This window comes from Devosia soli, from assembly GCF_000970455.1.
In the GTDB taxonomy this organism is placed as follows: domain Bacteria; phylum Pseudomonadota; class Alphaproteobacteria; order Rhizobiales; family Devosiaceae; genus Devosia; species Devosia soli.
The window spans coordinates 138,119-154,572 of the sequence record NZ_LAJG01000022.1; the positions used below are offsets into that span (position 1 = coordinate 138,119).

General features: G+C 61.6%; 15 protein-coding genes and 1 pseudogene. 9 read left to right on the forward strand and 7 right to left on the reverse strand.

Annotated elements, in window-relative coordinates:
* Positions 1-116 precede the first annotated feature (116 nt).
* From VW35_RS11525 to VW35_RS11545, 5 genes and pseudogenes are all read left to right on the forward strand, one after another.
* Positions 117-1,178: an aldo/keto reductase gene (locus VW35_RS11525; protein WP_046143202.1), complete on the forward strand. Its 1,062-nt coding sequence runs from the start codon at positions 117-119 to the stop codon at positions 1,176-1,178.
* Positions 1,171-1,854: a fumarylacetoacetate hydrolase family protein gene (locus VW35_RS11530; RefSeq protein ID WP_244465887.1), complete on the forward strand. Its 684-nt coding sequence runs from the start codon at positions 1,171-1,173 to the stop codon at positions 1,852-1,854. Before VW35_RS11525 ends, VW35_RS11530 begins: the two co-directional genes overlap by 8 nt.
* The gene (locus VW35_RS11535; RefSeq protein ID WP_046143204.1) at positions 1,854-2,948 is read left to right on the forward strand and encodes an ATP-dependent DNA helicase; all 1,095 of its coding nucleotides are present in this window, start codon (positions 1,854-1,856) and stop codon (positions 2,946-2,948) included. Before VW35_RS11530 ends, VW35_RS11535 begins: the two co-directional genes overlap by 1 nt.
* Before the next feature lie 177 nt (positions 2,949-3,125).
* A pseudogene (locus VW35_RS11540) lies at positions 3,126-4,976 on the forward strand (cation:proton antiporter domain-containing protein); the annotation flags it as partial.
* Positions 4,977-5,758: 782 nt separating this feature from the next.
* Positions 5,759-6,199 carry an RrF2 family transcriptional regulator gene (locus VW35_RS11545; protein WP_046143354.1) on the forward strand — a complete coding sequence of 147 codons (441 nt, stop codon included), beginning with the start codon at positions 5,759-5,761 and terminating at the stop codon, positions 6,197-6,199.
* A 118-nt stretch (positions 6,200-6,317) separates the two neighbouring features.
* Here the strand turns inward: VW35_RS11545 and purU are convergent, their stop codons facing one another.
* Entirely contained in the window at positions 6,318-7,172 is an 855-nt protein-coding gene (gene purU / locus VW35_RS11550) for a formyltetrahydrofolate deformylase (RefSeq protein WP_046143205.1), read from the reverse strand.
* Between the two features lie 352 nt (positions 7,173-7,524).
* On the opposite strand from purU, the gene VW35_RS20640 reads away from it, so the two are divergent.
* Positions 7,525-7,947 (forward strand): DUF2267 domain-containing protein, encoded by a 423-nt coding sequence (locus VW35_RS20640; protein ID WP_161796900.1) that lies wholly within the window; start codon positions 7,525-7,527, stop codon positions 7,945-7,947.
* 6 nt (positions 7,948-7,953) lie between these two features.
* Here VW35_RS20640 and VW35_RS11560 read toward each other — a convergent pair whose 3' ends face one another.
* Genes VW35_RS11560 through VW35_RS11575 form a run of 4 tightly spaced genes read right to left on the reverse strand, consistent with a single transcriptional unit; the run spans position 7,954 to position 12,045 of the window.
* Positions 7,954-8,766: an ABC transporter permease subunit gene (locus tag VW35_RS11560; protein WP_046143206.1), complete on the reverse strand. Its 813-nt coding sequence runs from the start codon at positions 8,764-8,766 to the stop codon at positions 7,954-7,956.
* 1 nt (position 8,767) lies between these two features.
* Complete coding sequence (locus VW35_RS11565; RefSeq protein ID WP_052951676.1) at positions 8,768-9,721, reverse strand: ABC transporter permease subunit; 954 nt, start codon at positions 9,719-9,721, stop codon at positions 8,768-8,770.
* A complete protein-coding gene (locus VW35_RS11570; RefSeq protein WP_046143207.1) occupies positions 9,718-10,872 on the reverse strand; it encodes an ABC transporter ATP-binding protein in 1,155 nt (384 codons plus the stop codon). The genes VW35_RS11565 and VW35_RS11570 overlap by 4 nt, the downstream gene beginning before the upstream one ends.
* A gap of 57 nt (positions 10,873-10,929) precedes the next feature.
* Complete coding sequence (locus VW35_RS11575) at positions 10,930-12,045, reverse strand: polyamine ABC transporter substrate-binding protein (protein WP_200896896.1); 1,116 nt, start codon at positions 12,043-12,045, stop codon at positions 10,930-10,932.
* A gap of 408 nt (positions 12,046-12,453) precedes the next feature.
* Here VW35_RS11575 and VW35_RS11580 point away from each other — a divergent pair, with 408 nt between their 5' ends.
* Together VW35_RS11580 and VW35_RS11585 are read left to right on the forward strand one after the other, a co-directional pair.
* Positions 12,454-13,401 (forward strand): pseudouridine-5'-phosphate glycosidase, encoded by a 948-nt coding sequence (locus tag VW35_RS11580; RefSeq protein WP_046143209.1) that lies wholly within the window; start codon positions 12,454-12,456, stop codon positions 13,399-13,401.
* Entirely contained in the window at positions 13,398-14,288 is an 891-nt protein-coding gene (locus tag VW35_RS11585) for a carbohydrate kinase family protein (protein WP_046143210.1), read from the forward strand. The genes VW35_RS11580 and VW35_RS11585 overlap by 4 nt, the downstream gene beginning before the upstream one ends.
* Here VW35_RS11585 and VW35_RS11590 read toward each other — a convergent pair whose 3' ends face one another.
* Positions 14,289-14,912 carry a DUF2726 domain-containing protein gene (locus VW35_RS11590; RefSeq protein WP_052951677.1) on the reverse strand — a complete coding sequence of 208 codons (624 nt, stop codon included), beginning with the start codon at positions 14,910-14,912 and terminating at the stop codon, positions 14,289-14,291.
* A 144-nt stretch (positions 14,913-15,056) separates the two neighbouring features.
* On the opposite strand from VW35_RS11590, the gene VW35_RS11595 reads away from it, so the two are divergent.
* Positions 15,057-15,548 carry a hypothetical protein gene (locus tag VW35_RS11595; RefSeq protein ID WP_052951678.1) on the forward strand — a complete coding sequence of 164 codons (492 nt, stop codon included), beginning with the start codon at positions 15,057-15,059 and terminating at the stop codon, positions 15,546-15,548.
* A gap of 44 nt (positions 15,549-15,592) precedes the next feature.
* On the opposite strand, the gene VW35_RS11600 is transcribed toward VW35_RS11595, so the two are convergent.
* A complete protein-coding gene (locus VW35_RS11600; protein ID WP_046143211.1) occupies positions 15,593-16,390 on the reverse strand; it encodes a siderophore-interacting protein in 798 nt (265 codons plus the stop codon).
* Positions 16,391-16,454: the final 64 nt, after the last annotated feature.

The following is a 16,454-nucleotide window of genomic DNA, read 5'->3' on the forward strand; positions in this document are numbered from 1 at the left end:
GGATCGGCCGAAATCTGCCGCAAAAACATCGATTCTGCGAGAGGGAGCCGTGGTGGCGATTGACCCGAATCCTTCCACCCTTTAGCCCTACCAGCGGAACAAAGGAGGAATGGCCGATGGAGTATCGCTATCTCGGGCGCTCGGGGCTCAAGGTCTCCGTTTTGACCATGGGCACCATGACGTTCGGCGGCAGCCAGAAGATCGGCAATACGAGCCCCGCGGACGCAGCGCGCCAGGTCGACCTTTGTCTTGATGCCGGCATCAATCTCTACGACACCGCCAATGTCTATAATGCCGGCGTTTCCGAAGAAATTCTGGGCGATGTGCTACGCGAGAACGGCCGCCGGCAAAAAGCGCTGATAGCGACCAAGGTGCGGTTCAAGATGGGGGGTGGCCCCAACGAGGTCGGCCTTTCGCGCCATCACATCATCGAGCAATGCAAGGCAAGCCTGAAGCGCCTCAAGACCGATGTGATCGATCTTTACCAGGTCCACGAATGGGATGGGATGACGCCCATCGAGGAAACCATGGAATCGCTCGATACGCTCGTGCGCCATGGTCATGTCCGCTATATCGGCTGCTCGAATTATTCGGGCTGGCACATCATGAAGGCGCTGATGGCCACGGAGAAGCGCCAGGGCGAGCGCTTCGTGTCCCAGCAGATCCACTATTCGCTCCATTCGCGCGATGCCGAATACGAACTCGTGCCGATTTCGCAGGATCAGGGGCTCGGAATTCTCGTGTGGTCGCCGCTCGCCGGCGGGCTCCTGTCCGGCAAATATCGCCGCGATAGTGCCCCCGATAGCGGGCGGCATGTCGGCGGGTTCCGCGAGCCACCGGTCTATGACTGGGAAAAGCTCTATGGGGTGATCGACGTCATCGTCGACATTGCCGGGCAACGCGGCGTGTCAGGCGCACAGGTTTCGCTGGCCTGGTTGCTTGGCCGTCCTGGCGTCACTTCGGCGATCATTGGCGGACGCGATGAAAAGCAGTTTGCCGACAATATTGCCGCAGCCAGACTCAACTTGACGGCGGAAGAGCGCAAGCGGCTAGACGATGCCAGCCGCCCGCCGCTGCTTTATCCCTATTGGCACCAGTCCTTCACGGCGCAGGATCGGCTCGGGCCTGTCGATCTTGACCTTATTGCGCCCTATGCCGAGGAGTTTTCGCGTGGCTGATCTTGTTTTTCCGGCTCCGCAGCCGGTGGTCGTGCCGGTCCATGGTGGTTCCTTCTTTCCTGTCCGGCGCATCTACTGCGTGGGGCGGAATTATGCCGAGCACATCAAGGAAATGGGCAATGACGTGCGCGATCCGCCGTTCTTTTTCGCCAAGCCTGCCGATGCGATCCTGATCGATGGCGAAGACATGCCTTATCCGCAGCAAACCGCGGACCTGCATTTCGAGATCGAGCTCGTCGTTGCCATCGGCAAGGATGGACGTGACATCGCTGAAGCGTACGCGCTCGAGCACGTTTTTGGCTATGCCGCCGGCATCGATATGACGCGGCGCGATCTGCAGGCGGTCGCGAAGAAGGCTGGCCGTCCTTGGGAAATGGCGAAGGCCTTCGACCATTCGGCGCCTATGGGCACCATTCAACCGGCAGGCGCCATCGGCCATCCTGCCAAGGGCGCGATCACCCTTTCGGTCAATGGCACTGAACGGCAGCGCGGCGACCTCAGTGACCAGATATGGACGGTGCCCGAAGCCATCGCCTATCTCAGCGGCTTCGTCGCCCTCAGGGCCGGAGACCTGATCATGACAGGCACCCCGGCCGGCGTCGGTGCCGTGGTCAAGGGCGATGTGATCGAGGGCATGATCGAAGGCGTCGGCACCGTGCGGACGGTGATCGCCTGATGTCGACGCCGGTCTGGTCGGGACAGCAGGATGCGGCGCTGGTTGCCGTATCCAAATGGCTCAAGGACAAGAATGGCCCGCAGGTCTTTCGCCTGTTCGGCTGGGCCGGCACCGGCAAGTCGACGCTTGCCGTCCATCTCGCGCAGGATGTGCGTTCGGTCAAATATGCGGCGTTTACCGGCAAGGCGGCGATGGTCATGCGCAAGCGCGGCTGCAAGGGCGCCCAGACCATCCACTCGCTCATCTATACGCTCGTCAGCGAGAAGGAGGGCGAGCCGCGCTTCGTGCTCGATCCGGAAAGCCCCGCAGCGGACGCGGACCTCATCGTTATCGACGAAGTTTCGATGGTCGACGAGCAGCTCGGCGCCGACCTTTTGTCATTCGGCACCAAGATCCTGGTGCTCGGCGATCCGTTCCAGTTGCCGCCCGTGCAGGGAGCGGGGTTTTTCACCGCCGTCGAGCCAGACATCATGCTCACCGAAATCCATCGGCAGGCGGCGGATAATCCAATCATTCAGCTATCGATGGCGGTTCGCGAAGGCGGCTTTCTGGAACACGGGCGCTATGGCGAAAGCATCGTCGTCGGGCGCGATCAGGTGGACCGGGATGCGGTGATGCAAGCCGATCAGGTGCTGGTCGGACGCAACAAGACACGCCTGACCTATAACGACCGCCTGCGGGAGCTCAAGGGGCTGCCCTTCCACGAGCCGGTGGTCGGCGACCGCATGGTGTGTCTTCGAAACAATCCGCGGAAACGCCTGCTCAACGGGCAGATATGGATAGTGACGGATACGACGCGGCGGTCGAACGGGAAATGGTCGCTGATGCTGGCCGATGACGAAGGAAAGGGTGAAACCCGCGTTCTCACCCACAAGGCTTTCTTTTCCGGCGAAGAAGAGACCATGGCGTGGACCGAGCGGCGGCAGTTCGACGAATTCACCTTCGGCTATTGCCTGACGGTCCATAAGGCGCAGGGCAGCCAATGGGACAATGTGTATCTCTTCGATGAAAGCTTCGTTTTCCGCGAGGAGCGGGCGCGCTGGCTTTATACCGGCATCACCCGTGCCGCCGAGCGCATCACGATCGTCAGCTGATCGCTTCCGGCTTTTCGTTCGCCTTACCCAAGTTCAGACACACTTGGCGCCTTAATAAAATTACCGCCTATCAGCCCAATGGTTTAGCACTTTGCCGGGTGTGGCGCTTGCGCGGCGGGGTTCGATACCCCATTGTGACAATAGAGATTTTAGCCAATACCGACCGGAGGAACGCTGATGCACCATGATACCCCCTTGATCACTACGATCGTCGCGGGTTTGGTGCTGGCTTATATTTTCGGGATGTTGGCCAATCGGCTGCGGCTTCCTCCGCTCGTTGGCTATCTTTTCGCCGGTGTCCTGGTCGGCCCGAATACGCCCGGCTTTGTCGCCGATCAGGCGCTCGGAGCCGAACTTGCCGAGCTTGGCGTCATTCTTCTCATGTTCGGCGTGGGCCTGCATTTTTCGCTCAAGGACCTGATGAGCGTTCGCGCGCTCGCCATTCCGGGCGCCATTGCCCAGATCGCCGTTGCCACGGCACTTGGTGCAGGGCTTGGACTGCTTCTCGGGTGGGACCTCGGCGGGTCGCTCCTTTTCGGCCTTGCACTCTCAGTCGCCTCGACGGTGGTGCTTTTAAAGGCCCTGCAGGATCGGCGGCTGATCGAGAGTGAACGGGGCCGGATAGCGGTTGGGTGGCTGATCGTCGAAGATCTTGCCATGGTTCTGGCCCTGGTGCTGATACCCGCCGTCGCGAGCCTTAATGGCACGGATACCGGCCTTCATGACCCTTTCGTCTCGTTCGTCGAGCGCATCTTTAATACCAGCATCGGCATCTGGGGCGTTCTGGTGCTCACGGTCGTCAAGGTCGCGGCCTTTGTCGGCTTCATGCTGATCGTCGGTCGCCGCATCATTCCCTGGGCCCTCCATGCGACCGCCCATACCGGCAGCCGCGAACTCTTTCGCCTCGCCGTACTTGCCATTGCTCTGGGCGTGGCGCTCGGTTCCGCCGTGCTCTTCGGCGTGTCGCTGGCGCTCGGCGCATTCTTTGCCGGCATGATCCTGTCGGAAAGCGAGCTCAGCCATCGCGCCGCCAACGAAACGCTGCCGCTGCGCGATGCTTTTGCGGTGCTGTTCTTCGTCTCTGTCGGCATGCTGTTCGATCCCTCGATCATCCTGACCAATCCACTGCCCGTGCTGGCGACGGTGTTCATCATCGTCATCGGCAAATCGCTGGCTGCATTTGCCATCGTGCTCATTTTCGGGCGGCCGGTGGGCACGGCGCTGACGATTTCGGCGAGCCTGGCGCAAATCGGCGAATTTTCCTTCATTTTGGCCAGCATGGGCGTGGCGCTCGCCATCATGCCCCCCGAGGGTCAGGACCTGATCCTTGCCGGTGCATTGATCTCCATCGTCCTTAATCCTATCATCTTCTGGGCAGCGGAATTGCTGCGACCCCGGATCGAGGCGCGGCTGCCAGCGTCGCGTGTCGCCACATCCACCGAGCGGGTCGAGCCGCGCGAACCCACCCTTGCCGCCGCTGGCCCGGCAACGACAGACATTCCGTCCGAAGCCGCAATCGAGCGCGGTGCGCCGGGGCCGGATGATGATGTCGTCGAACCCCTGACTCTGACCGGCCACACTGTCCTCGTCGGCTATGGCCAGGTGGGGCGCATCGTTGCCGATGGGCTCAAGGAGGCCAAGAGGGACCTCGTCGTCATCGAGGATTCCGACCATGACGTTGCGGCGGCCCGCGCGGCCGGGCTCGAGGTTGTCTATGGCAATGCCGCGAGCCAGGACGTCTTGAAACTCGTTAACCTCGGGGGCGCCAAAAACCTTCTTGTTGCGATTTCCAATGCCTTCGAAGCGGGAACGGTCTGCGAAAGCGGCCGCAAGCTCAATCCGGGCATCAGCATCATCGCGCGTGCTTATTCAGAAGAAGAAGAGAGCTTCTTGCGCGGGCTTGGCGCGACCACCGTCATCCGTGGCGAGCGCGAAATCGGCAAAGGCATCCTGGCTCTACTGCGCGGCGAGGACACCAAGGCCGTGGCTGAGCCAACGGAGCCGGCAAAACCGCTGCCGCCAAGCGACAATATCATTGCCCAGGCCGCTGCGACGCTGACGGCGGTAACGGCGGCACCCGTTGCGGTGTCCGAGCCTGACCCGAGCCTTGCGCCCGATCCGCTTGTCGAGCCATCTGACCAGCCAGTGAGTGACAAAGCTGAAGGTGCGGCGATCGTCGAAGCGGCGCCGGAGCAGTCGGAGCCTATCACGGCACCCGAAGTTTCGACGGATGCGGCTCGTTCAGAGACAGCCGGCGAGGAGGCTGCGTCCGTCATTCCCGTCCTCGAGGCCGCGCAGATCGAAGAGCCTTCCGAAGTCCGGCTAACGGACGAGCCCGACGAAGCCGTTCCTCCAGCCGAAGTGATCGCCGTCGAGCCTCAAACCGCCTTGACCGAGGTAACGCCGTCGATCGGCGAGCCGCCGCCGGCAATCGATGAAGTCGTGGTCATCCCGCCATCTGCGCCCGTCGAAGTGGCGGAGGCCAACGCATTGCCCGGGCCGGAGGCAACGCCAGAGTCCGAGGCAAAGCCTGAGCCGGTGGTTGCGCCGGAGCCAGAGGCAGCGCCTGAGCCAGTGCCCTCCTCCGAGCCCGCGCTGATCATCGAAGACCCTCTGCCGGAGGCGTCGTCCGAAGATGTGGACCCGGCGCCGTCTTCCGATGCGCCCGCCGTCATAGCCGATGCGCCCCCAGCGAATCCCTTGCCGGAAGAGACGGACGAAGCCGAACAGGATGAGGCCAAGAAGGACGACGAACCGGTGGTGCCGCCGGTGACGCCGGAGCCCAGAGGCTAAGAGGAAAAATGTCGGGACTGATCTCGCAAAAAGCCAAATATGCGCTCCGGGCCCTTGTCGCTCTGGCGCGCGCGGGACGGGGCGAAAGCCGGATGATCGGCGAAATTTCACGCGATCAGGCGATTCCCAAGAAATTCCTCGAGCAGATCCTTCTCGAGCTCAAGCGCGCCGGCATCGTCACCAGCCGGCGCGGCCGCATGGGCGGCTATGAACTCGTGCGCGCGCCTGAAGAGATCATGTATGGCGAAGTGCTTCGGCTGATCGATGGGCCGATCGCACCGCTCCCGTGCCTTTCCAAGATCGCCTATCGCAAATGCGAGGATTGCAAGGACGAGGGCTCCTGCGAAATCCGGCATGTGTTCGAACGCGTGACGCTCGCAACGCGTGCCGTCCTGGATCGGACGAGCCTCGCGGATTCGCTCAATCTCGAGGATTTGCCGGTGGACGAGGTGGCTTGAGGGGCCTCCTTCGATCGTCACCACCGGGCTTGTCCCGGTAGTCCATGCTTTCCAAAAGATAGATTGCCCGGACAAGCCGAGCAATGACGAGGTTGGCGAGATTGGTGGTCGCCCGCCCTCAGCCGAAAACTACCGTCTTCTTGCCATTGAGCATAACGCGGCTTTCCAGGTGCAGTTTGACGGCGCGGGCGAGGACGCGGCTTTCGATGTCGCGGCCGGCGGCGACGAGGTCGTCGGGGCTCATGGCGTGGGTGACGCGGGCGGTTTCCTGCTCGATGATCGGACCCTCATCAAGATCGGGCGTCACGTAATGGGCGGTGGCGCCGATGATCTTGACGCCGCGCTCATGGGCTTGGTGATAGGGTCTCGCGCCTTTAAAACTCGGCAGGAACGAGTGGTGGATATTGATCACCTGACCATAGAGGCGGGTCGAGAGATTGTCCGAGAGCACCTGCATATAGCGCGCGAGGACGACGAGATCGGCGCCGGTCGATTTGACGATCTCGAGCACCTGGGCTTCCTGTTCGGCCTTGGTATCCTTGGTGACAGGCAGGTAGTGATAGGGAATGCCGGCGTCTTCGGCGATCTTTTGGGCGTCGACGTGATTGGAGATGATGGCGGCGACATCGGCATCGAGCCAATTGACGCGGATCTGGTAGAGAAGGTGCAGGAGCGTGTGGTCGAATTTGCTGACCAGCACGACGATCTGCTTGCGGCGGCTTTCGTCGCTGAGCGCGGTTTTCATGTCGAAGCGCTCGATGGGCGAGCGTAGCGCCTTTTCAATGCGGTCGCGGCCCATGCCATCGGGCGCGGTGAAGGCGAGGCGCATGAAGAAGCGGCCGGTTTCCTTGTCCCAGAACTGATTGGATTCAGCGATGTTGGCGTTGAGCGCCGCAAGTTCGGTGGTGACCGCGGCGACGATGCCCGGGCGGTCATTGCACGAAAGGGTCAGGACGAAATTGGCCGAGGACAAGGCGGGCCTCCGGATGAAGATATGGGGGAGGGGTATCAATGGCCCACGGCCTCCCGTCAAGCCCTCGCGCGGCCACGCCGTCCGCCGAAAAGGAAAAGGGCCGCTCCGCGGAGCGACCCTTCCCTGAGTTACAGGCGCTGAGCCTGAGGAGGCGCGCGCTAGCCGAGATCACTCCCTGACTGCACCGATATTCCCAGGACCTCGAGCACCACATTCTCAAAAGACACTGGATCACCTCCTTCACGTTGGTTGAACATATGAGGAGCTTGCGCCTCGAAAAGCGCGATGTCTAGTCACAAAAGATTCAAGCGCGCGCCGGGCCGAAAGGGGCGGCGAAATGGAGGCTCCTGGCATGACCAATCCTCGAGACGTCAAATATGCCAATGAAAGCATCGCGCGCTGGCAGGCTGCGCTGAAGGACCGGGCGATGCTCGAGACGAACAATGTTACCTTTGCCTGCCTGCGCGGTTTTTTGCACGAGTTGCGGGCGCGATTGCCGCTTGCCGATATCGCGCGGTTCGGCAACCACCTCCCGGCTGTCCAGCGCGGCATTTTCTATCAGGACTGGACTCCATGCGAGGCGATCGACACGCCCGATCTTGCCGCCTTCGAGACGGCGCTCGCCCGGCGGCTCTTGCCGCATGTTCACATGCCGGCAGGGATAACGCGGGACATCATTCTTGTCATCAAGACCGAGAGTGAGCCGTTCGATGCCGAGCGCATCGGGGCCGTTCTGCCGCCGCCGCTGCGCAGGGTTTGGGACGAGCTGCAATAGCCAGGGCTAAGCCCTGGCTTTTTTCGGCTTGGAGCGCAGCTGAATGATCGTCGCGATGAGGACGCCGGTTGCCACGATGCCGATGATAATGGTGGCGAGCGCATTGACGTCCGGGGAGACGCCGAGGCGGACCTTCGAGAAGATCACCATGGGCAGGGTCGAGGAGCCGGGGCCGGAAACGAAGCTGGCGATCACGAGATCATCGAGCGACAGGGTGAAACCGAGCAGCCATCCCGAGACCAGAGCCGGCGCGATGATCGGCAGGGTGATGTCGAAGAAGGTGCGGACCGGGGAGGCGCCGAGGTCCATGGCGGCTTCCTCAAGGCTCCGGTCGAAGTCGGACAAGCGCGACTGCACGACGACGCAGACATAGGCCATGCAGAAGGTCGAATGGGCGATGACGATGGTCAGCATGCCGCGGCCGCGCGGCCAGCCGATGAAGCTTTCCATGGCGACGAAGAGCAGCAGGAGCGCAAGACCGGTGATGACGTCGGGCATGACGAGCGGCGCCGAGACCATGCCGGAAAAAAGCGTACGGCCACGGAAGCGGCGGAAGCGCACGAGGGCGACGGCCGCCAGAGTGCCGAGGACGAGCGCGATGCTGGCGCTGAGTGCTGCGATCTGCAGGCTCAGCCATGCCGCGCCCAGCATCTGCGGATCGCGGAAAAGCTCGCCATACCATTTGGTCGAAAAGCCGGACCAGACGGTCACGAGACGGCTTTCGTTGAAGGAGAAAATGACGAGCGAAACGATCGGCGCGTAAAGAAACGAGAACCCGAGGGCCGCTGCAATGGGAAGAAACCAGCCACGACGGAACATGCTACTTCTCCACCACGGCGCTCTGGGCGCGCTGCATCAGCATGATGGGCACGACAACAACGACCAGCATGGCAACGGCCACGGCGGCGGCGCGGGGCCAATTGGCGGCGGTAAAGAACTCGTCCCAAAGGACGCGGCCGATCATCAGGGTTTCTGGCCCGCCGAGAAGCGAGGGAATAACGAATTCGCCGATGGCCGGAATGAAGACCAGCATGGAGCCCGCAATAATGCCCGGCAGCGACAACGGCAGGGTGATCGAGAGGAAGGTGCGCAACGGGCGGCCGCCGAGATCGGCGGAGGCTTCAAACAGCGACACGTCGAGTTTTACGAGCGTCGTATAGAGCGGCAGGATCATGAAGGGCAGGTAGGTGTAGACGATGCCGACATAGACGGCGAAATCGGTCTGCATCATCACGAGAGGCTCGATGCCGAAAAGCCCGAGGAACTGGTTGATGACGCCATTGCCCCGCATAAAGCCGGTCAGGGCATAAACGCGCAGGAGGAACGAGGTAAAGAACGGCAGGATCACCAGCATCAGCAGGATGTTGCGCCACCGATCGGACGCGCGCGCGATGGCATAGGCCATCGGATAGCCGACGAGGAGAGTGATGATGGTCGAGATCGCAGCGATGCGGATCGAGGAGAGATAGGCCGCGACATAAAGATTGTCGGTAAAGAGGCGGATGTAGTTGGACAGGTGCAGGGTGAGCTGCACCGTGCCGTCCTCGGTCGAGAGAAGGGCCGAATAGGGTGGACGGCCGAACTGCTTGGTGGCCAGCGAAATGCCGAAGACCACGGCCAACGGCACGAGAAAGAAGATCAAGAGCCAAAGCGCCGGCGCAATCAGCACCAGCATGCGACCGGAAATGCCGACTTTGGCAAGACCGCGTTCGACGGCGTTCCAGGGCTTCAGGCGGCGCGGTGGCGGGATGGTGGGGTCGTGAGTGGCGGTCATACCGTCAGCACCGAGCCGGCATTGTCGCTCCAGGTGATATAGACCTTCTCGTCCCAGGTGATGGCGTCGGGGTTGCCGCGGACCGAGTTTGTCTGGCTGACACGGATGCGTTTGCCGCTTTCGAGCGCGACCTGGTAGACCGAGATGTCGCCAAGATAGGCGATTTCCTCGACGATGCCGGCCGTGACATTGGCATCGTGCGCGGTGAACGGCTTTTCCCGGCTCAGTGCCATCTTTTCAGGGCGGATGGCCCACCAGAGAAGCTGGTCAGGCGCGCAATCGACGCCGTGGCCGACATAAATATCGCAGCCGAGCTCCGCCGAGCGGATGCGGACATGGCCTGGCTCGTCCTCGGTGACCGTACCCTCAACCATATTTGCCGAGCCGATGAAATTGGCGACGAAGCGGGAATTGGGAAATTCGTAGATGTCGGTCGGTTCGCCGATCATGGCGATTTCGCCTTGGTTCATGACGCCGATGCGGGTTGCCAGCGTCATGGCCTCTTCCTGGTCGTGGGTGACGACGATGAAGGTGACGCCGAGCGATTCCTGGATTTTCACCAGTTCGAACTGGGTTTCTTCGCGCAGCTTCTTGTCGAGCGCGCCAAGGGGTTCGTCGAGGAGCAGGAGTTTTGGGCGCTTGGCGAGAGCGCGGGCAAGGGCGACGCGCTGGCGCTGGCCGCCGGAAAGCTGATGAGGGCGGCGGCGGCCATAATCCTGGAGCTTGACGAGGCTCAGGAGTTCGGCGACGCGATCGGCAATCTCGCCCTTGGGGAGGTGATCGCGCTTTAGGCCATAGGCAATGTTCTGCTCGACAGACATATGCGGAAAGAGCGCATAGGACTGGAACATCATGTTGACCGGGCGGTTATAGGGCGCGACATCGGTCATGTCCTGGCCATCGATTTCGATGGTGCCCGATGTCGGCTGCTCAAAGCCGGCCAGCATGCGCAACAGGGTCGATTTACCCGAGCCCGAACCGCCGAGGAGGCAGAAGAGTTCGGAGCGGTAAATGTCGAGCGACACATCGTGCACGGCGAGCACGTCGCCGAATTTCTTCGTGACGTTCTTGATCCGAACGAACGGCCTATGGTTTGCAGTGTCGCGCCATGGACGCGTGTCGATTGCAAGCTGCTGCGGCTTCTTGGCCATGGCTGACTCTACGCAAAAGAGTGAAGGGGCGACCCGGATGGATCGCCCCAACGAATGTTACTGACCCGTTTTGATGCGGGTCCAGGTGCGGGTCAAGACCTCTTCGAATTCGGGCGAATGCGCCTTCATCACGAAAGCCTTGGCGATTGTCTCGGCCGGCGGATAGATGCCCGGGTTCGACTTGACTTCCTCGTCGACGAATTCGAGCGCCGGCAGGTTCGGGTTGGCGTAGAAAACGTAATTGGTGATCGCCGCAACGACTTGCGGCTCAAGGATGTAGTTGATGAACTTGTGGGCGTTGTCCGGATGCGGGGCATCGACCGGGATCGCGAGGAAGTCAAAGAGCGTTGCCGCACCTTCCTTGGGGATCAGGTAGCTGACTTCGTTGCCCTGGCCGGCATTGGCGGCGGCGTCGGCTGCAATGAAGATATCGCCGGAATAGCCGAGCGCGAGACAGATTTCGCCATTGCCGAGATCGTCGATGTACTGGCTCGAGTGGAAGTAGCGGATCGAGGGCTTGATCGAGTTGAGCAGCTCTTCGGCCTTGGCGAGGTCTTCTTCGCTTTCCGAATTGGGATCTAGGCCAAGATAGTGGAGCGCGATGCCGATCACTTCGGATGGGCTGTCGAGCACCGCGACGCCGCAATCGGCGAGCTTGGAAACGACCTCGGGCTTGAACAGCAAGTCCCAGCTCGTCAGGTCGGCATCGGGTCCAAGCGCTTCGGTGACCTTGGCGACATTATAGCCGAGCCCGATCGTGTTGATCATATAGGGCACGCCATGGGCATTGTCCGGGTCCTGGCTCGCCGCGGTCGCCATGACGGCGGGATCGAGATTGGCAAGGTTGGGAAGCTTGGATTTGTCGAGCGGCAGGATCAGGCCTGCCTTGATCTGGCGCTCGAGGAAGTTGCCCGAAGGAACGACGATGTCATAGCCGGAATTGCCGGCCAGAAGCTTGGCATCGACGATCTCGTTATTGTCGTAGACGTCGTAATTGACCTTGATGCCGGTCTCCGCCTCGAAATTAGCGATGGTGTCTTCGGCGATATAGTCGGACCAGTTATAGACGTTGAGGACCGGTTCTTCCTGCGCAAGGGCAGGGCTTGCGGCCAGAAGGGCGCCAAAGGCGAGGGCGAGCGTCTTGTTCATAACCTCAAAGCTCCTGATGGATATTCAGTATAGGCGTTTGCCCCGGGGCAGGGCGGTCTTGTGCCGCAAGCGGCAGGCATCGCGGAAAACCCGCGTTCAAGCCCGAGCGCTCATCTTTGAGTGCCCGGGGCGAAAACAGACTGCATAAGGTAACGCGTCACGCGGGGGCGCCGAAGGGCACCCGGAAGGGTCGCTGCGATCGGCCCAGTCTTGGGCGAATATCGAGGCGCAAGACGCGCGCCATCAACAAATGATCTGGTCAGCGAAGTGCCCTTTCCCGCTCGCATAGGGGCAAACTAAAGCCATTTTTCTGGGGCGACAAGACGCACCAACAGAAGTTTTTATCAGGCTTGACCGGCAAAAGCGGCAAGCGCAAAACCTCGATCCAAACCGGCGGAGACAGTTCCGCCTCAACATTTTCAGGGGGCGCCGATGACCGGCAAGGCCTATCTCTCGATTTCGGCGGACGTAAAGGCCGCGCTGACTGCCGGCAAGGCGGTCGTGGCGCTCGAATCCACGATCATCACCCATGGCATGCCCTATCCGCAGAACCTGGCCATGGCCAAGGAAGTGGAAGACGTGGTGCGATCAACCGGCGCAACGCCGGCCACCATCGCCATCATGGATGGGCGGCTCTGCGTCGGCGTTTCGGGAGAAGACCTCGAGCGCCTCGCCCAGGAAGGCCATAAGGCCGCGAAAGCCAGCCGGCGCGATGTCGCAGCTTTGCTCGCAAGCGGCGCGATGGCCGGGACAACCGTTGCGACGACGATGCAGATCGCGGCGCTGGCCGGGATCAAAGTCTTTGCGACCGGCGGCATCGGCGGGGTGCATCGCGGGGCCGAGGACAGCTTCGATATTTCGGCCGACCTTGAAGAGCTCGGACGGACGCCGGTGGCAGTGGTTTGCGCGGGCGCCAAGTCGATCCTCGATATCGCCAAGACGCTCGAAGTGCTCGAAACCAATGGCGTGCCGGTGCTGGGCTTTGGCACCGATCACTTCCCCGCCTTCTGGGCGCGCGAAAGCGGCTTTGGCGTCGATCACCGATTCGACGATGCCGAAGGCGTTGCCAAGATGCTGGCAATACAGGCCGATCTCGACATGGGCGGCGTTCTTGTTGCCAATCCGATCCCAAAGGAAAACGCCTGGGAAGCGAGCGCGATTGAAGGCTTTATCGCGCAGGCGCTGGCCGATGCCGATGCCAAGGGCATCAAGGGCAAGGCGACAACGCCGTTCCTCTTGCAGCGGATTTTCGAACTGACCGAAGGCAAGTCGCTCGTCTCCAATATCGCGCTCGTCAAGAACAATGCGCGCGTTGCTGGCGAAATTGCCGTGGCGCTTGCCAAGGTGCAGGCCGGCAAAGCGCCCGTTCGCCGCGCATGAGCAAACGCGTTCTCGTCGTCGGCGACGTCATGACCGACGTCATCGTACGGCCCGAGGGGCCGGTGGTGATCGGTTCGGACCGGCGCGCGGCGATCGAGACGCGGCCGGGCGGGTCGGGCGCCAACCAGGCGGTGTGGCTCGGGGCTGCAGGTGTCGAGGTGGCCTTCGCGGCGCGGGTCGGCATGGTCGACAAGGCGAGCCACGAAGGCCGGTTTCGGCTTTGCGGGGTAACGCCCTATCTTGCCGGTGACGAAAAGCTCCATTCCGGCATGCTCGTGACACTGGTCGATCCGAGCGGCGAGCGCAGTTTCCTGACGGATCGCGGGGCCAATCTCAATCTTTCGGCGGAGGATCTGCCGGACAGTCTGCTCGACAATACCGGCCTGTTGCTGGTGTCAGGCTATAGTTTTTTCGCTCCGGGGCCGCGGGCGGCGGTGCAGTCGCTGCTCTCGAGGGCACGCCGGCGTGGAACCCAGATTGCCATCGATCCGGCATCGATCGGCTTTTTGGGCGAAGTCGGGCCCTCGGTTTTCCTTGGCTGGGTCGGCATGGCAGATTGGATTTTTGCCAACGCCGATGAAGCCGAGATGCTGACCGGGACAGCTGACCTTGCGCTACAGATGGAGAGGCTTGGGGCGCAGTTTAAATCCGTCGTCATCAAGCGCGGACGCGATGGTGCGACAGTGGGCAGCAAGGGTGGCATCGAGCTCAGTCGTCCCGCACCGGTCGTCCCGGTCGTCGACACGACAGGCGCTGGTGATGCCTTTGCGGCTGGCTTCATCGCGGCGCTGATGGCGCCTCTCCAGCTTGAGATGTGCCTCGAACGCGGTATCGAAAATGGTGCACGCGCCGTTCAGCATGTCGGCGGACAGCCCGGGCGGCTGTGATCAGGTCTGTCCTGCTGCCGGGCGCGTCGGGATTGCATCGGGCGAAGCGGGCGGTTTGTTGCGCGCGATAGCTTCGCCGGTCAGCCGGCAGATGTCGGCCGGACTGTGATAATCGAAGATTTCGACAAGCTCCACGCCGGCGCGGCGGAGCGCCTCGCGCTTGACGGCATCGCGTGCCGCCGCGTCGTCCTGATAGTGGCCATTGCCCTGGTGTTCGATGGCAACGACGGGCATGCCGAAAGTGTCGATCACCAGCATGTCGACCCGCTTGGAATTGATGCTGAGAAAGGCGCCCGTATCGGGAGAAGCGAGGAATTCTCCCATGCTTGGCTGCGCCATTATGCGGAAGCCGGGTCCGCAATTGGGCAAATGCCGCTCGATCGTGCGGAAAACCTCATATTCGCCGCGCGACATCAGGCGGCGCTTCTGAAACGGCGCGCCAATGACGTTGCGCAATTGATCGACCGCATCTGCCGGGCGCGTGGCCGATACCAAAACTGGCTTGGATGGGCGCTGCGAAAAGGGGTGGGGTGTTTTCGAGCGTTTGCGGTATTGCCGCTTGCCGCCGAAAAGCGCCAATCCAAGTGCAACCACCGCCAAAATCACAAGCCCGACTATATCCATTACGCCCCTCCCGAACCATCCGGGAAAGCAACGACGAATAAAAGCGGGCGTCAATCGGGGCATTTGCGAAGTAAATTTTGGCCATTGCCGTTTTTTCTCCACGTTGCCCCTTAGGGTCGATCCCACCACCAAGGAGGATCCGCGATGCTGAAGAAACTGATCACGGGCAGTGTTTTGCTGGCCTTAGGCACCGGAACTGCTCTGGCTGACGGCAAGGTCTATGTGCAATTGCCCGATCTGTCGTCCTACACCGATCATCGCGCGGAGGAATTTCTCGAAGCCGTGGTGATGGCCAATGTCGTGTCGAGCAATTGCGAAGGCTTTGGCATAACCGACGCCGAATGGTCGCTACTGACGGATTCGGCCGACATCCTCGCCTATGGGCAACTCAAGCTCAGCACCGACGACTACGACACCTATTTTTACAAGCCCGCCTTCGACGCCCTCGACAAGCCCGGGACCTGCGAAGAAAAAGGCCCCGGCGTCGAGCAGGTGTTGAGCGAACTGGTCTTTCAAGGCGGCTCGCGCGAACCGCTCCCCGACCAGGAAGCCGCTTACAAGGAGTGGCAGGTCTTCATGGATGATCTGCAGAACAATGCAGAGCCGGCATCAAGCGGCAAAACCAAGACCAAGTAAGTCCGCATCACTGCGGCATTGATCTGCCGCAGCAAATCTCAGCATCAGTGAGGCTCGTGCGCGTCCGCCGTGCCCAGCAGCCAATAGCCTGCGGCCTTGACCCATTCGGGGTTGAAGCCACGCTCGTCAGTCAGGTGCTGGCGCACTGCTTTGCTCATGGCGCTTTCGCCCGCGATATAGGCGTAGGCTTCTCCTTCGGGAAAGGTCAGGGTCCTGATCTTGTCAAGCAGAAGGCTCGTCGTCCCCGCCGCGGCGCCATTGCGATGGACATAGGCGAGCGTGAGATTTGCCTTGGTCTCGAACGCCTGTTCTTCGGCAGCGGCAGCGACCTCGATGACCGCAACGATGTCGGAGCCGGGTGGCAATTCCTCGATGCGGCGGCCGATTGCGGGGAGCGCTGTTTCATCCCCCACCAGCAGGTACCAGTCGAACGCTGTTGGAACGACGAGAGACCCGCGCGGTCCGCCGATCACCAACGTCTTGCCGGGCGCAGCTGCTGCCGCCCAGCTCGAAGCCGGGCCGTCCCCATGAAGAACGAAATCGAGTTCGATCCAGCCTTCTTCAAGGCTCCAGTTACGCGGAGTGTAGTCGCGCATCTCCGGTCTTTGGCCGGGCGGAAACTCGACGCCGTTGGGACCGACGGGCGGCAGAGCCGGCGCGACGCCTTCAGCAAAGAAAAACGCCTTGATGTGATCGGCATGCCCCACCGAAGCAAACCCGTCCATGTCGCCCTTGAGCCGGATGCGGCGCATCAGCGGCGTAATGTCGGTGACGGACGCCACCGTCAAAAGGCGGAGCTTGGTCTCGTGGCGGACGCGTTGCGGGGCGCGCGGATCGGTCATGGCATAATCCTGAATAACTTTGTCAGCATTTATTCGATGGCCGGGGCGAAAACAAGACGGGGTT

What these genes read in the sequence shown, in the direction of transcription:
- VW35_RS11525 (WP_046143202.1), top strand. Translation starts at nt 117, where the DNA reads ATGGAGTATCGCTATCTCGGGCGCTCGGGGCTCAAGGTCTCCGTTTTG.
- VW35_RS11570 (WP_046143207.1), bottom strand. Translation starts at nt 10,872, where the DNA reads ATGGCCAAGAAGCCGCAGCAGCTTGCAATCGACACGCGTCCATGGCGC.
- VW35_RS11580 (WP_046143209.1), top strand. Translation starts at nt 12,454, where the DNA reads ATGACCGGCAAGGCCTATCTCTCGATTTCGGCGGACGTAAAGGCCGCG.
- VW35_RS11600 (WP_046143211.1), bottom strand. Translation starts at nt 16,390, where the DNA reads ATGACCGATCCGCGCGCCCCGCAACGCGTCCGCCACGAGACCAAGCTC.
- VW35_RS11535 (WP_046143204.1), top strand. Translation starts at nt 1,854, where the DNA reads ATGTCGACGCCGGTCTGGTCGGGACAGCAGGATGCGGCGCTGGTTGCC.
- VW35_RS11590 (WP_052951677.1), bottom strand. Translation starts at nt 14,912, where the DNA reads ATGGATATAGTCGGGCTTGTGATTTTGGCGGTGGTTGCACTTGGATTG.
- VW35_RS20640 (WP_161796900.1), top strand. Translation starts at nt 7,525, where the DNA reads ATGACCAATCCTCGAGACGTCAAATATGCCAATGAAAGCATCGCGCGC.
- VW35_RS11560 (WP_046143206.1), bottom strand. Translation starts at nt 8,766, where the DNA reads ATGTTCCGTCGTGGCTGGTTTCTTCCCATTGCAGCGGCCCTCGGGTTC.
- VW35_RS11565 (WP_052951676.1), bottom strand. Translation starts at nt 9,721, where the DNA reads ATGACCGCCACTCACGACCCCACCATCCCGCCACCGCGCCGCCTGAAG.
- VW35_RS11585 (WP_046143210.1), top strand. Translation starts at nt 13,398, where the DNA reads ATGAGCAAACGCGTTCTCGTCGTCGGCGACGTCATGACCGACGTCATC.
- VW35_RS11595 (WP_052951678.1), top strand. Translation starts at nt 15,057, where the DNA reads ATGCTGAAGAAACTGATCACGGGCAGTGTTTTGCTGGCCTTAGGCACC.